Source organism: Pseudomonas sp. ICMP 3272 (genome assembly GCF_001466905.1).
GTDB lineage: Bacteria > Pseudomonadota > Gammaproteobacteria > Pseudomonadales > Pseudomonadaceae > Aquipseudomonas > Aquipseudomonas amygdali.
The window spans coordinates 139,959-153,099 of sequence record NZ_LKEK01000108.1 but is presented as its reverse complement, the minus strand read 5'-3'; the positions used below and the strand labels follow the sequence as shown (position 1 = coordinate 153,099).

General features: G+C 59.5%; 14 protein-coding genes and 1 pseudogene. 6 read left to right on the top strand and 9 right to left on the bottom strand.

Annotation, left to right across the window (positions count from 1 at the left end; genetic code table 11):
- Positions 1 to 83: 83 nt before the first annotated feature.
- Positions 84 to 1,448 carry an ethanolamine permease gene (gene eat, locus AO068_RS24995; RefSeq protein WP_058409767.1) on the bottom strand — a complete coding sequence of 455 codons (1,365 nt, stop codon included), beginning with the start codon at positions 1,446 to 1,448 and terminating at the stop codon, positions 84 to 86.
- A gap of 291 nt (positions 1,449 to 1,739) precedes the next feature.
- Here eat and pyrF point away from each other — a divergent pair, with 291 nt between their 5' ends.
- Positions 1,740 to 2,438, top strand: a complete 699-nt coding sequence (gene pyrF, locus AO068_RS24990; protein ID WP_058402064.1) for an orotidine-5'-phosphate decarboxylase — start codon at positions 1,740 to 1,742, stop codon at positions 2,436 to 2,438.
- Between the two features lie 67 nt (positions 2,439 to 2,505).
- Here pyrF and AO068_RS24985 read toward each other — a convergent pair whose 3' ends face one another.
- A complete protein-coding gene (locus AO068_RS24985) occupies positions 2,506 to 3,513 on the bottom strand; it encodes an NADP-dependent oxidoreductase (protein WP_058409751.1) in 1,008 nt (335 codons plus the stop codon).
- A 231-nt stretch (positions 3,514 to 3,744) separates the two neighbouring features.
- On the opposite strand from AO068_RS24985, the gene AO068_RS24980 reads away from it, so the two are divergent.
- Positions 3,745 to 4,680, top strand: a complete 936-nt coding sequence (locus AO068_RS24980) for a S66 peptidase family protein (protein ID WP_058409750.1) — start codon at positions 3,745 to 3,747, stop codon at positions 4,678 to 4,680.
- 30 nt (positions 4,681 to 4,710) lie between these two features.
- Here the strand turns inward: AO068_RS24980 and AO068_RS24975 are convergent, their stop codons facing one another.
- Positions 4,711 to 5,904, bottom strand: a complete 1,194-nt coding sequence (locus tag AO068_RS24975) for a benzoate/H(+) symporter BenE family transporter (RefSeq protein WP_058409749.1) — start codon at positions 5,902 to 5,904, stop codon at positions 4,711 to 4,713.
- A gap of 116 nt (positions 5,905 to 6,020) precedes the next feature.
- Positions 6,021 to 6,491 (bottom strand): MarR family transcriptional regulator, encoded by a 471-nt coding sequence (locus tag AO068_RS24970; RefSeq protein WP_004658431.1) that lies wholly within the window; start codon positions 6,489 to 6,491, stop codon positions 6,021 to 6,023.
- An 82-nt stretch (positions 6,492 to 6,573) separates the two neighbouring features.
- On the opposite strand from AO068_RS24970, the pseudogene AO068_RS24965 reads away from it, so the two are divergent.
- The 3 genes and pseudogenes from AO068_RS24965 to AO068_RS24955 all read left to right on the top strand — a co-directional run bounded on the left by AO068_RS24965 (position 6,574) and on the right by AO068_RS24955 (position 8,799).
- A pseudogene (locus AO068_RS24965) lies at positions 6,574 to 7,740 on the top strand (aminotransferase-like domain-containing protein).
- 39 nt (positions 7,741 to 7,779) lie between these two features.
- Positions 7,780 to 8,382, top strand: coding sequence for a glutathione S-transferase family protein (locus AO068_RS24960; RefSeq protein WP_058401992.1), 603 nt, complete (start codon positions 7,780 to 7,782; stop codon positions 8,380 to 8,382).
- A 30-nt stretch (positions 8,383 to 8,412) separates the two neighbouring features.
- A complete protein-coding gene (locus tag AO068_RS24955; protein WP_058409748.1) occupies positions 8,413 to 8,799 on the top strand; it encodes a lysozyme inhibitor LprI family protein in 387 nt (128 codons plus the stop codon).
- A gap of 21 nt (positions 8,800 to 8,820) precedes the next feature.
- On the opposite strand, the gene AO068_RS24950 is transcribed toward AO068_RS24955, so the two are convergent.
- The 5 genes from AO068_RS24950 to AO068_RS24930 all read right to left on the bottom strand — a co-directional run bounded on the left by AO068_RS24950 (position 8,821) and on the right by AO068_RS24930 (position 11,947).
- Positions 8,821 to 9,198 (bottom strand): glutathione S-transferase N-terminal domain-containing protein, encoded by a 378-nt coding sequence (locus tag AO068_RS24950; RefSeq protein WP_080395079.1) that lies wholly within the window; start codon positions 9,196 to 9,198, stop codon positions 8,821 to 8,823.
- A gap of 75 nt (positions 9,199 to 9,273) precedes the next feature.
- Positions 9,274 to 9,819, bottom strand: coding sequence for a GTP cyclohydrolase I FolE (gene folE, locus AO068_RS24945; protein WP_002552836.1), 546 nt, complete (start codon positions 9,817 to 9,819; stop codon positions 9,274 to 9,276).
- A 457-nt stretch (positions 9,820 to 10,276) separates the two neighbouring features.
- Entirely contained in the window at positions 10,277 to 10,834 is a 558-nt protein-coding gene (locus AO068_RS24940; protein WP_002552837.1) for a Smr/MutS family protein, read from the bottom strand.
- A 45-nt stretch (positions 10,835 to 10,879) separates the two neighbouring features.
- Positions 10,880 to 11,197 carry a hypothetical protein gene (locus AO068_RS24935; RefSeq protein WP_058401994.1) on the bottom strand — a complete coding sequence of 106 codons (318 nt, stop codon included), beginning with the start codon at positions 11,195 to 11,197 and terminating at the stop codon, positions 10,880 to 10,882.
- A 159-nt stretch (positions 11,198 to 11,356) separates the two neighbouring features.
- Positions 11,357 to 11,947: a cysteine hydrolase family protein gene (locus AO068_RS24930; protein WP_002552839.1), complete on the bottom strand. Its 591-nt coding sequence runs from the start codon at positions 11,945 to 11,947 to the stop codon at positions 11,357 to 11,359.
- A 262-nt stretch (positions 11,948 to 12,209) separates the two neighbouring features.
- Here AO068_RS24930 and prmB point away from each other — a divergent pair, with 262 nt between their 5' ends.
- Positions 12,210 to 13,118, top strand: a complete 909-nt coding sequence (prmB, locus tag AO068_RS24925; protein WP_058409747.1) for a 50S ribosomal protein L3 N(5)-glutamine methyltransferase — start codon at positions 12,210 to 12,212, stop codon at positions 13,116 to 13,118.
- Positions 13,119 to 13,141 lie beyond the last annotated feature (23 nt).

Here is a 13,141-nt window from a genome sequence, read left to right as displayed (position 1 = left end):
AGGCTGCTCAATGGTTCAAGTGTATGCGCCTTGACCGGGTTGCGTGCAAAACCCTTTGCGCGCAACCCCGGAAAGTCTCTGAATTATTGCCCGGTCAGCATCGCGTCGGTCGGTGCATCGGCGCGCGATTTGGCAGTCAGGCTGAAGTAGATAAAACCGATGGCCATCAGCCCGAGGAAAATCAGGCCGATCAGCATGTTGAACCAGGCCATTGCCACCAGGCACACGACTGCCAGAGCCAGCGCAATACCGGGCACCACCGGGTAACCTGGCGCGCGGAAGCTGCGCTCAAGGTCAGGTTCGGTCTTGCGCAGCTTGAACAGGCTGAGCATGCTCATGATGTACATGACGATAGCGCCGAATACAGCCATGGTGATCATTGCAGCGGTGAGTGTCATGCCGCTCAGGTTGATCAGGCCATCGCTGTAGATGGCCGCGATACCGATCAGGCCACCTGCGATGATCGCCCGGTGCGGTGTCTGAAAGCGTGACAACTTGGCCAGCGAGGCAGGCAGGTAACCGGCGCGAGCCAGAGCGAAGAACTGGCGCGAGTAACCCATGATGATGCCGTGGAAGCTGGCGACCAGACCGAACAGGCCGATCCAGACCAGCATGTGCAGCCAGCCGGAGCTGTTACCGACCACGGCTTTCATGGCTTGTGGCAATGGGTCGTTGATGTTGGCCAGAGTGCGCCAGTCACCCACGCCACCGGCAAACAGCATGACGCCGATAGCGAGGAATACCAGGGTCAGAATGCCGCTGATGTAAGCCTTTGGAATGGTGCGTTTCGGGTCCTTGGCTTCTTCGGCGGCCATTGCAGCGCCTTCAATGGCCAGGAAGAACCAGATCGCAAAGGGGATGGCGGCGAACATGCCGGCAATCGCTTCCGGCCCGAAGGTCTGGGAACCGGCCCAGCCGTTGAGGGCGAAGTTGCTGAAACTGAATGCGGGCGCGACCACCCCCATGAACACCAGCAGCTCGGCCACGGCCAGAATGCACACGACCAGCTCAAAGGTTGCTGCCAGCTTTACGCCGACGATGTTGAGCGCCATGAACACGATGTAAGCGCCGACAGCCGCATGTTTGGGGTCCAGCCCCGGGTATTGCACGTTAAGGTACGCACCGATTGCCATGGCAATGGCCGGTGGCGCGAATACGAATTCGATCAGGGTGGCCATACCGGCGATCAGACCGCCTTTTTCGCCAAAGGCGCGGCGGCTATAGGCAAACGGGCCGCCCGCGTGCGGGATGGCCGTAGTGAGCTCGGTAAAGCTGAAGATGAAGCAGGTGTACATGGTCGCAACCATCAAGGCTGTTACCAAAAAGCCCAGTGTACCCGCCACGCCCCAACCGTAGCTCCAGCCGAAATATTCGCCGGAAATCACCAGCCCGACAGCGATCCCCCATAAATGAATCGTGCCCAGCGTTGGCTTGAGTTGCGTGCTCATGGTCATCTCCCTGAGATTCGGTAATCGTTGAAACATCCTGTTGCAGAGGCCGTGCCAGTGCACTGATCATTGTCGTGTTGCTTCAAAACGGGTCGTTTACAGAACGCTGCAGTGAACCGATTCACCGGGTTGTGCAGGTTTGGTGCAGGCCGCCGAAGCAATGGTCGCTGCGAGTGCAGGGAATCATGAGTTTTTACGACAGCGGCTGGCTAAATGCCGATCTACGGGTCCCGTCTGCTCGCCGGTTCGGCTACAATGCGCGCCGATTTCGACTTACCTGAGACCACGCTCATGTCCGCCTGCCAGACTCCTGTCATCGTCGCCCTGGATTTTCCGACCCGTGAAGCCGCCTTGCGGTTGGCTGATCAGCTCGATCCCAAGCTGTGCAGGGTCAAGGTCGGCAAGGAGCTGTTCACCAGTTGCGCGGCCGATATCGTCGAGACCCTGCGCAACAAGGGCTTCGAGGTGTTTCTTGATCTCAAATTCCACGATATCCCCAATACCACGGCGATGGCGGTCAAGGCCGCTGCCGAGATGGGCGTGTGGATGGTCAACGTGCACTGCTCAGGCGGGCTACGCATGATGACGGCGTGCCGCGAAGTGCTGGAGCGGCGCAGCGGTCCTCAGCCACTGCTGATTGGCGTGACCGTTCTGACCAGTATGGAGCGGGAAGACCTTGCCGGTATCGGCCTGGACATTGATCCGCAGGTGCAGGTGCTGCGCCTTGCAGCGCTGGCCGAGAAGGCCGGTATGGACGGTCTGGTCTGTTCGGCGCTGGAAGCGCAGGCCCTGAAAGCGGCTCACCCGTCGTTGCAGCTGGTGACGCCCGGCATTCGTCCGGCGGGCAGTGCGCAGGACGATCAGCGCCGCATCCTGACTCCGCGCCAGGCCCTGGACGCCGGCTCCGATTATCTCGTCATCGGCCGCCCGATCAGCCAGGCAGCTGACCCGGCAAAGGCCCTGGCTGCGGTGGTTGCCGAGCTGGCTTGAGCGCGAGGACGCACAGCGTCAGGCAAGGCACCCCACGCCGAAGCACGAGGTGTCCGGCCCACGGGTTTTATTCCACTTTCAAGATCAGCTTGCCCTGGTTCTCACCGCTGAACAGCATCTGGAAGGTCTCCGGGAAAGTCTCGAGACCGTCGACGATATGCTCTTTGCTCTTGAGCTTGCCTTCCTTGATCCAGCCCGCCATAACCTGACCGGCTTCAGCGAAGCGCTCGGGGTGGTCGAGTACGATGAAGCCTTCCATGCGTGCACGGTTGACCAGCAGTGACATGTAGTTGGCCGGGCCTTTGATCGCCGTGGTGTTGTTGTACTGACTGATGGCACCGCAGATCACCACACGCGCGCCGACCGCCAACTGGCTGAGCGCCGCGTCCAGAATGTCGCCGCCAACGTTGTCGAAGTACACGTTCACGCCATCCGGACAGTGGCGCTTCAAACCATCCATAACGTCTTCGGACTTATAGTCGATGGCTGCATCGAAGCCCAGTTCTTCGGTCAGTAAACGGCATTTTTCTGCGCCTCCTGCGATGCCGACAACCCGGCAGCCCTTGAGCTTGGCAATTTGCCCGGCGACGCTGCCCACAGCACCCGCTGCGCCGGAGATCACTACGGTGTCACCGCTTTTTGGCTGGCCGACATCCAGCAGCGCCAGGTAGGCAGTCATGCCGGTCATGCCCAGAGCAGATAGATAAAGCGGTAGCGGGGCAAGGCTGGTATCAACCTTGTAAAAGCCTTTTGGCTCGCCCACAAAGTAATCCTGAACGCCAAGTGCGCCTTGCAGATGGTCGCCTACGGAAAATTTCGGGTTTTTCGATTCAAGCACTTCGCCCACGCCCAGGGCGCGCATCACTTCGCCCAGCTTTACGGCCGGAATGTAGGATTTTCCGTCATTCATCCAGCCACGCATCGCCGGGTCCAGCGACAGGTATTTGTTCCTGACCAGTATCTGGCCTTCGGCAAGTGCGGTGACCGGAGCCTCTTGATAGGTGAAGTCTTCACGGCGCACATCGCCCGACGGACGCTTGGCGAGCAGGAACTGGCGGTTGGAAAGATCAGTCATGGCAGGGTCTCCAGAAAATGGTTCAAAGGTGGATTCAAACGCTCGCCGCGTTGCTCAGGCAAGAAGCGATCATCAAGCGAATGCTGTTTGATCCATGTGATTGATAGGAGTCCGTTGCGGCTTTGGCGTTCAGACGGATCTGCAGACGACGCATGCTGAAGGCCGATAGGGCTTGAGTCAGTTGCGGCGGTGCTCTAGATTCGTCGCTCGACAAACGCCAGGGTGACCGTAATGCCAGCTATATCCAAACCGACGCTTTACCCTCAGGTTCTGCGCGCTGGCGACGCCGTGGCGTTGGTGTCGCCTGCCGGGCCGGTTGACCCTGGCAACATCGACGCTGCGGTCGAAGTACTCAAGGGGTGGGGGCTGCGGCCGCGCGTCTATCCGCATGCGCTGGGTAAATACTCATTCTATTCGGGGACCGACGAGGAGCGGCTTGCTGACCTCAACGCCGCACTGGCTGATCCGGAGATTCGTGCGGTCATCTGCAACCGCGGTGGCTATGGCGTGCAGCGAATTGTCCAGCAGGTAAATATGGACGCCGTGCGTCGTGACCCCAAGCTGGTAACCGGCTTTTCCGATATTACCGCGCTACATGGTGCGCTGTGGAACCATGCGCGTCTGGTCACTGTTCATGGGCCGGTCGCCTCGCAGCTGGAACGCGGTGGCCTGTTCGTCAGCGGCATGCACCACGTGCTGATGAGTACCGAGCCGGTATTGCTCAAGGCTGATCCTGGCTCACCAACGGCGAAGGTCAGAACCGGCGGCAGCGCGCAGGGCCTGTTGCTGGGCGGCAATCTGTGCATCCTCGATACCTCGGTGGGCACGCCGTTCATGCCCGACATGACCGGTGCGATTTTGCTCATCGAAGAGGTCAACGAACCGGCCTATCGGGTTGATCGCATGCTGACCCATCTGGGTAACTGCGGCATCCTTGCGCGTCTGGCGGGTATTGCGGTGGGCGAGTTCACCCCGGCCGCTAACACCGGCGGCACCATTAGCCCCGCCGATGTGCTGCTGGAACGGCTGGGCAGCCTGGGCATTCCGGTGCTGGGCGGCTTGCCGGTAGGGCATGGAGATCTCAATCAGGCCGTGCCACTCGGAACGCAGGCAATACTTGATGCAGATGCCGGAACCTTGCTGGTATCGGCCGCTGCCCGCAGTTGATTGCTGTTTTGCCGTACGCTTGAGGCAGGCTTATCCGGGCTTGCGTGCATTGAGGATCAGTATGGTCAGCAGGCCCGCAACAATGCCCCAGAATGCCGAACCTATGGAAAACAGCGTCAGCCCTGAGGCCGTCACCATAAAGGTGATAAGAGCGGGTTCGCGCTCGCGGGGCTCGGCCATGGCCACGGTCAGGCCATTGGTGATCGAGCCGAGCAGCGCCAGTGCGGCAATCGAGAGCATCAGTTCCTTGGGGAACGCACTGAACAGACCTGCCAGCGTGGCGCCGAAGATCCCGGCGATTGCGTAGAAAATCCCGGCCCAGATCGCCGCTGTGTAGCGTTTGGACTTGTCTTCGTGCGCATGAGGGCTGGTACAGATGGCGGCGCTGATGGCGGCCAGGTTGATCCCGTGGCAGCCGAACGGTGCGGTAAGCAGAGAGGCAAAGCCTGTTACCGATATCAGCGGTGAGGTAGGCGGGTAGTAACCGTCGGCTCGCAACACCGCCACACCGGGCATGTTCTGCGAGGTCATAGCCACCACAAAGAGCGGAATGCCGATGCTGACCGTCGCAGCCCAGGAAAACTCGGGAGTGGTCCAGACCGGCATGGCGACTTGCAGCGCCAGGCCGCTGAAGTTCAGCAAGCCCAGCGCGCCCGATATCCCGATGCCGACCAGCAGTGCGAGCAGCACCGAATAACGTGGCGAAAGACGCTTCACCACCAGATACGTAAAAAACATGCCCAATACCAGGATGGTGCGGTGCTGGGCGGCGATGAATATTTCACTGCCGATTCTGAACAGGATTCCCGCCAGCAAGGCCGCAGCCAGCGAGGCTGGCAAACGCCGCACGATACGTTCGAAGCTGCCCGTTACGCCGCACAGAATAACCAGCAGCGCGCTGGTCATGAACGCGCCAATCGCCTGCGGGTATGCCACACCACCCAGACTGGTGATCAGCAGTGCGGCACCGGGTGTGGACCACGCGACAGTAATCGGCATGCGGTAGCGCAACGAAAGGCCGATGCTGCACACCGCCATGCCCATGAACAACGCCCACAGCCAGGACGAAATCTGCACGCTGCTCAGACCGGCCGCCTGTCCGGCCTGAAACATCAGCACCAGTGAGCTGGTGCAGCCAGTCATCATGGCAATGAAGCCGGCAACCACCGCAGACGGCGATGAGTCGGTCAGCGGGCGCAATGGTGCCTTGAGGGTTTCGTTCATGCAGGGCGTTCCTTGAAGCGGGCAGGTAGCAAAGGACGCCAAGCCTAAACGCATGACCGCTCGGCTTTACGATACAGCGATATGAGTAAATGCCAGCACAGTTGCGCCAGTGGTATTTATTCGACGTCAGTCCCGATTGGACACGCACCGGATTGCAGTGTCTGGCCCAGCGCGAGGTTGACTGTCATCCAGCCATCCACCGCTTCCTGACCCGCTTCGGCGAACACGCGTTGCAGCAGCTTGACCTGTTCACGCCGCAACGCCTGCTCGAAACGGGCGCCTTCATCGGTGAGCCCGAGCAGTCGTTTACGCTTGTCGGTTTCCGGGGCGGTGCTGTGCACCAGGTCCATGCCGATCAATTGGCGCAGCGGGGCATTGAGCGCCTGCTTGCTCACGCCCAATACCGTGAGCAGTTCCTTGACGCTCAGTTCGGGATAGCGAGCGATAAAAAATACAATGCGCTGATGCACGCGACTGAAGCCGCGCTTGGCCAGCATTTCATCAGCCTTGGCGGTGAACGCCTGATAGCCGAAGAAGAAGGCCTCCATGGCCATTTGTTGATTGGCAGGTTTTTTTAAGTCAAGCATGTTGACGTATCCGGGCTGGGCGTCGTAATTTGAGTCAACAAGTTTGACTTATTTTCCTTCGTCTCGGCTACAGGTAAGTGCCATGGCTTTTTCCGAACGCGTTTCCCGTCTGAAAAGTTCTCTGATTCGCGAGATCCTCGCCGCCGCTCAGCGTCCGCAAGTGATGTCGTTCGCTGGTGGCCTGCCTGCCGAGTCGATGCTGCCCAAAGTCGAGTGGGCTGACATGCCTGTTTCTCTGGGCCAGTACGGCATGAGCGAGGGCGAACCTGCGCTGCGCGAAGCGCTGGCTGCCGACGCCCGCGCCCTGGGTATTGCTTGCGATGCCAGTCAGGTCATGGTGGTCACTGGTTCTCAACAGACCCTGGACCTGGCAGCCAAGCTCCACATCGACAAAGGCACCGAGATTCTGCTTGAAGCACCCACCTACCTGGCGGCGCTGCAGATATTTCAGCTGTTTGGTGCCGACTGCATCACCGTGCCTCTGCAGGCCGAAGGCCCGGACCTGGTCGCCATGCGTCAGCGCCTGGAGCAGCACAGGCCCGCTTTCGCCTACCTGATCCCGACCTTCCAGAACCCCTCGGCAGTGCGCTATAGCCAGGCCAGCCGCGATGCAGTTGCGGCGTTGCTTGACGAGTTCGGCGTCACGTTGATCGAGGATGAGCCGTACCGCGAGTTGAGCTTTGACGGTGGCAGTGCCAGGCCGATTGTCAGCGGCCTGAAGAAAGCCAGCTGGATCTACACCGGCACGGTCTCCAAAACGCTGTTGCCCGGCCTGCGTGTGGGTTATCTGATCGCCAGTCCTGATCTGTTTCCGCACTTGTTGCGCCTGAAGCAGTCCGCCGATCTGCATACCAATCGCCTCGGCCAATGGCAGGCCTTGCAGTGGATTGGCACTGAGCACTATCGTGAACATCTACTGACGCTGTGCGAGTTCTACCGCGGTCGCCGGGATGCATTCGAGGATGCCTTGCAGACGCATTTTTCAGACCTGGCCGAGTGGAATAGCCCGCAAGGCGGATTGTTCTTCTAGCTGACCCTGAAACAGCCGCTGGACACCCGTACCTTGCTGGATGCCGCGTTGGCGCAGGACGTCGCGTTCATGCCGGGCGAACCTTTTTTTGCTGACCCGGACGCCAATCACGGCCATCTGCGCCTCAATTTCAGTCATATCGACCCGGCGCGTCTGAATGAAGGCATAAAACGACTGGCGTCTGTGGTCCGTGCGGCACAGAATCTGAAAGCCGCCTGATCATAGCCGGCAATACAGGCATATCGAGGGAGCAGGGCGATGTACAAGGTTTATGGCGATTACAACTCGGGCAACTGCTACAAGGTCAAGCTGATGCTTAACCTGTTGGGCTGCGAGTACGAGTGGGTACCGGTCGATATTCTCAATGGCGAAACCCAGACCCCGGCTTTTCTGGAAAAGAACCCCAACGGCAAGATCCCGGTGCTGGAGCTGGAAGACGGCACCTGTCTATGGGAGTCCAATGCGATTCTCAATTTTCTGGCTGATGGTTCCAGGTATCTTCCGAGCGAACCGCGGCTGCGTACCCAGGTACTGCAATGGCAGTTTTTCGAGCAGTACAGCCATGAGCCGTCGGTGGCGGTTGCCCGTTTCATCCAGTTCTATCTGGGCTTGCCGGCTGAACGCATGACCGAGTATCGCGCCATGCAGAAGTCCGGTTATCGAGCGCTGGCGGTCATGGAGCAGCAGCTTGATCGCACACCGTTTCTGGTCGGTGAGAATTTCTCCATCGCCGATATCGCCTTGTACGCCTACACCCACGTCGCTCATCAGGGCGGTTTCGATCTGGCACCTTACACCGGAATTCGGCGCTGGCTGGATCGGGTCAAGGCGCAGCCCGGTTATGTCGGTATGCTGGATTGATGCCCCCATTGGCTGAATAAAAGGAAATTTATGCGCGTTTCAATAGCACTTCTGGCCGCTTTTATCGCGCTGGGTATCGGCTGCTCGGCACAGGCTCAGGATTGTGACGCCAATCAGGCCAGCATGAATCAATGTGCAGCCAATGAGCTGGCGGCGCTCGATGCCGATCTCAACAAGCAGTACAAGGCGCAGATGACGTGGCTGAAGACGCCGGCCAAAAAGCAGGCGTTCAAGGATGCACAACTGAAGTGGATAGCCCTGCGTGACGCCGATTGTCTGTATCAGGCTGGCAAGCCCGAGGATTCAGGCTCCATCTGGCCGTTGCTGCAGTCGCAATGCCTGGCTGACCAGACCCGCGTGCGCCTCAAGCAGTTGCAAGCCTATGTCGCCTGCCGCGAGGAAGTTTGCCCGCGTTGAGGCACTTCGGGCATGTAGTGTTCAGATCGCGCCGAACCGTTGGTTCAGGTAGTCGATAATGACTTTGGATTCGTACATCCACACAGTTTTGTCGCCTTCTTCGATTCGCAGGCAAGGCACCTTGATTTTACCGCCCTCGTTTAGCAGCGTCTGACGGTCAAGCTCGTTGTTCTTCGCATCGCGCAAAGCAACAGGAACATTGAGACGGTGCAGGGTGCGACGGGTTTTCACGCAGAACGGGCAGGCGTGGAACTGGTACAGCGTCAGGTCTTGAGCCGCCTCAGCGACAGCCGCCTGTGCCTGCGGATCGCGCTTCTTCTTGCTCGGGCGGGTCAGGAAGTCGATACCGATGACGAGCTGGCCAAGGCCGACTCTTAACGCTTTCATGAACACGGTCATACCTCTTGCGGACAGTGGCGGAAATCGGCCGGACGTTCAGCGTGCGCCAGGGCACGTGAACGCGGGCTGAACGGGTCACTTGATCAGGCTGAGAAACTCACTGCGAGTGGCAGCGTTTTCACGGAATTCGCCGAGCATCACCGAAGTGATCATGGCCGAGTTCTGCTTCTCGACACCGCGCATCATCATGCACATGTGCTTGGCTTCGATCACCACCGCCACACCCAGTGCACCGGTAACCTGCTGGATGGCCTCGGCGATCTGACGGCTGAGGTTTTCCTGGATCTGCAGGCGGCGGGCGTACATATCAACGATCCGCGCCACCTTCGACAGGCCCAGCACCTTGCCGTTGGGAATGTAGGCGACATGTGCCTTGCCAATGAACGGCAGCAGATGATGCTCGCACAGCGAGTACAGCTCGATGTCCTTGACCATGACCATTTCACTGGCATCGGAGCTGAACAGCGCGCCGTTGGTGACTTCTTCCAGCGTTTGCGCGTAACCGCGACACAGGTACTGCATGGCCTTGGCGGCGCGCTTGGGGGTGTCCAGCAGACCTTCGCGCGAGACGTCCTCGCCCAGTTGCCCGAGTATGGCGGTGTAATTCTGTTCCAGTGTCACAGGGGTGTGTTTCCGTGTGGGTTTCGATGGGTGCGAGGGCAGGCCCGTCGCCGACGGCGCACATAGTAACTTACGCAAGAGTGCGGGTGCACGGCAGCGCTGCAAATCAACCGGGCGTTATGCGTTTTGTATCGTAGCGCTTACACGTTGGCGACCAGATCGCTACCCACTTCCCCGGCACCGCGCTGTCTGAATGTGCAGGTTATTAATCAATTGCCTGTCGAGAGAGTGAATCCGGATGTTGGGTCGAGTAGCAAAAATAGCGTTGTTCGCCATCGTACTGTCGTCGGTTTCCGGCTGCTGGCCGTTTTGGCCTGGTCCGGGCGGACATGGCGGCGGCGGTGGGCATCATGAAGGGGGTGGACCTGGTGGGCCTGGTGGCCCCGGCGGTCCTGGTCCGCGCTAAGTAACACGCCGGGCAGCATATTGCTGTCCGGCAAAAGGGGCGCGAGGAGGATTACTCGTCGCGCCCTTCCATCATGGTGCGTCTGAGTATCACGTACACCGCACCCGCACCGCCATGCTTGGCCAGGCATGAACAAAAGCCCAGTACCTGCGAATGCTGACGCAGCCAGGTGTTGACGTGGCTTTTGATCATGGGGCGCTTGCCGTCCAGGCGTACCGCCTTGCCGTGGGTAACACGTACGCAGCGTATTTCCAGTCGGGTCGCTTCCGCCAGAAACTCCCACAGCGTCTCACGCGCCACTTCGACGCTCATGCCGTGTAAGTCCAGGCTGCCTTCGAAGCTGATCTGCCCGAGTTTGAGCTTGCGCATCTGGCCTTCCTGCACGCCGTCGCGCGACCAGCTCAGGACATCTTCCGGACCGACATCGATTACGAATTGATCCGACAAACCGTCGACGGTCACCGAATCGGTGCGCACGGTCGCCGACTGACGCAGGCGGGCCAGCATTTTTCGATCGGTCTTGGGTTTGCCGACATCGGCGTGTTCATGCTTGAGCGGCTTTACGCCGCGCGTTTCGCTTCTGAACAGGGAAAAATCGTCGTCTTGCATGGGGCCTCCGCGAAGGAAGCCATTCTAACCGTTCATGCGCGAGGGTCAGTTGTGTTTTTTCATCAGGTGCGCAGAGATACTCAAGCCGCTGGCACTGCGCTGACGACGGCAGCGGCGCCATAGCCAGACGCCCACGTACAGCACCAGCAACCCGCCGACAGCGACAAATGCGGCGCCTCCCGGGCTGGCATTCAGCTCGCCGAGCATCTGCGGGTGAATGGTCAGGCTGGATACACCGGCAACGGTCAGCAACACGCCTGACGCCACAAGAAGCAGCGCAATCAGCGTGCCGATGCGTTTGCCCCAGTTGCCCTGACCCCTGGGGCGCAGGCGACGTGCATCGAAACCATCTGACGTTTTCATGCCTTTTCCTCAATAGGTATCGGCTCAATGGAGTATCGGCGCTCTGACCCGGAGAAGAAGGGGTGGTTCCCGCCTCCGGGATGATACGGGCTGGCAAGGGATGGGCGGTTATGTGAATACGCCCACACAACCACTCGTTCCGGCGCAGATCAGATCAGATCAGATCAGGTCTTTGGTCAGCGCCAGTGTGGCGAAGTTGTCGGCCATGATCGCCATCTCGGTTCTGTGCACCACTTGTGCGCTGACGACGCCGTGCGGGCTCGGCAAGTCGCGGGTTGCGCAGGCATCGTCGACCAGTGTGCAGCGATAACCGTAGTCCTTGGTAGCGCGAACCGTGGTGCTGATGCTCGAGTGGCTCATGAAGCCGCAGACGATCAGGTCCAGATGACCCAGCTTTTGCAGAAGATCATGCAGGCCGGTGCCATTGAAAGCGTTGGGCAGGCGTTTTTCGACCAGATGTTCGTCGTCTTTTGGTAACAGCTCCGGCACCAGTTGACCGCGCTCGCCCTGTGGGTCGAACAGGCCGCCCACAGTGCCCAGATGGCGAATATGAACAATCGGGCACTTGACCGCACGTGCCTTCTCGACCAATTGGCAGATATTGGCCAGGGCTTCGTCGACGCCGGTCAGGGCCAGTGGGCCGCTGAGGTATTCTTTCTGGGCATCGATGATGATCAGCGTCGCATTGCTCAAATTGGCGGGCGCATGCACCCGGCCGCTGAGTTGGAACATGGTCTTTAAATCGGACATTCACGGGCTCCTTGGTGTGGGGCTTTTGTGACATTGTCCTCTGGCTGAGGCGTTCTGGGAATGGCAACCATCGCAGGCCACGGTTTTTATGGCCTGCAGGGCAGTTGGGGGAGGGTGTGGCTGGCGGTTTGCCTTGATGGCAGTACGCGAATCATGGAAACTTCCACGCCTATCGGGTACGAAGAATGTGCATTGTTCGGAACCAGACTTTTCACCGTGGCTCGTCTTACAGCAGCTCGTCGCCTTTTCAAGGAGTTTGTCCATGATCACTTCCCGTTTGCGTACCGTGCGCGACCATATACGGTGGGCCGTCAGCCGCTTTCACGAGGAAGACGTATTTTTTGGTCATGGCACCGACAATGCCTGGGATGAAGCGCGGCAGTTGGTGCTGGGCGCACTGCACCTGCCTTGGGAAATCGCCGACAGCTACCTCGATTGCCGCCTGGAAGTCGACGAAATATCCGAACTGCAACGCCTGATCAAACGCCGAATCGATGACCGTGTGCCAACGCCATATCTGCTGGGCGAAGCCTGGTTCTGTGGCATGTCGTTCATTGTCGATGACCGCGTATTGATCCCGCGCTCGCCTATCGCCGAGCTGATCGAAGAGCGTTTCGCCCCCTGGCTGGCCGATGAGCCGGCACGGATTCTGGACCTATGCACCGGCTCCGGTTGCATCGGTATCGCCTGTGCCGATGAGTTTCCGCAAGCTGAAGTGGCGCTGGCTGACCTGTCTTATGACGCGCTCGAGGTGGCTAACCAGAACATCGAGCGTCACGGCATGGAGGACCGCGTCTATACCGTGCAGGGCGACGGGTTCGACGGTTTGCCGGGGCAGCGCTTCGACCTGATCGTGTCCAACCCGCCCTATGTGGACGCCGAAGACTTTGCCGACATGCCCGACGAGTATCAGCACGAGCCGGAGTTGGCGCTGGCCTGTGGCAGCGATGGTCTGAACCTGATACGTCGTATGCTTGCCCAGGCAGCCGATCACCTGAATGAGAAAGGCTTGCTGATCGTCGAAGTAGGCAACAGTCAGGTGCACGTGCAGGCGCTGTACCCGGAAGTCGATTTTGCCTGGCTGGATTTCCAGCGCGGTGGTCACGGGGTGTTCATGCTGACTACAGAACAATGCCGCAACCATCAGGCGTTGTTCCAGTCGAAGGTTTGATAGGGACGACTGAGAGAAGGGGG

What these genes read in the sequence shown, in the direction of transcription:
- AO068_RS24980 (WP_058409750.1), top strand. Translation starts at nt 3,745, where the DNA reads ATGCCAGCTATATCCAAACCGACGCTTTACCCTCAGGTTCTGCGCGCT.
- AO068_RS24955 (WP_058409748.1), top strand. Translation starts at nt 8,413, where the DNA reads ATGCGCGTTTCAATAGCACTTCTGGCCGCTTTTATCGCGCTGGGTATC.
- AO068_RS24930 (WP_002552839.1), bottom strand. Translation starts at nt 11,947, where the DNA reads ATGTCCGATTTAAAGACCATGTTCCAACTCAGCGGCCGGGTGCATGCG.
- AO068_RS24935 (WP_058401994.1), bottom strand. Translation starts at nt 11,197, where the DNA reads ATGAAAACGTCAGATGGTTTCGATGCACGTCGCCTGCGCCCCAGGGGT.
- AO068_RS24960 (WP_058401992.1), top strand. Translation starts at nt 7,780, where the DNA reads ATGTACAAGGTTTATGGCGATTACAACTCGGGCAACTGCTACAAGGTC.
- AO068_RS24950 (WP_080395079.1), bottom strand. Translation starts at nt 9,198, where the DNA reads ATGACCGTGTTCATGAAAGCGTTAAGAGTCGGCCTTGGCCAGCTCGTC.
- AO068_RS24975 (WP_058409749.1), bottom strand. Translation starts at nt 5,904, where the DNA reads ATGAACGAAACCCTCAAGGCACCATTGCGCCCGCTGACCGACTCATCG.
- AO068_RS24985 (WP_058409751.1), bottom strand. Translation starts at nt 3,513, where the DNA reads ATGACTGATCTTTCCAACCGCCAGTTCCTGCTCGCCAAGCGTCCGTCG.
- eat (WP_058409767.1), bottom strand. Translation starts at nt 1,448, where the DNA reads ATGAGCACGCAACTCAAGCCAACGCTGGGCACGATTCATTTATGGGGG.
- AO068_RS24940 (WP_002552837.1), bottom strand. Translation starts at nt 10,834, where the DNA reads ATGCAAGACGACGATTTTTCCCTGTTCAGAAGCGAAACGCGCGGCGTA.
- prmB (WP_058409747.1), top strand. Translation starts at nt 12,210, where the DNA reads ATGATCACTTCCCGTTTGCGTACCGTGCGCGACCATATACGGTGGGCC.
- AO068_RS24970 (WP_004658431.1), bottom strand. Translation starts at nt 6,491, where the DNA reads ATGCTTGACTTAAAAAAACCTGCCAATCAACAAATGGCCATGGAGGCC.
- pyrF (WP_058402064.1), top strand. Translation starts at nt 1,740, where the DNA reads ATGTCCGCCTGCCAGACTCCTGTCATCGTCGCCCTGGATTTTCCGACC.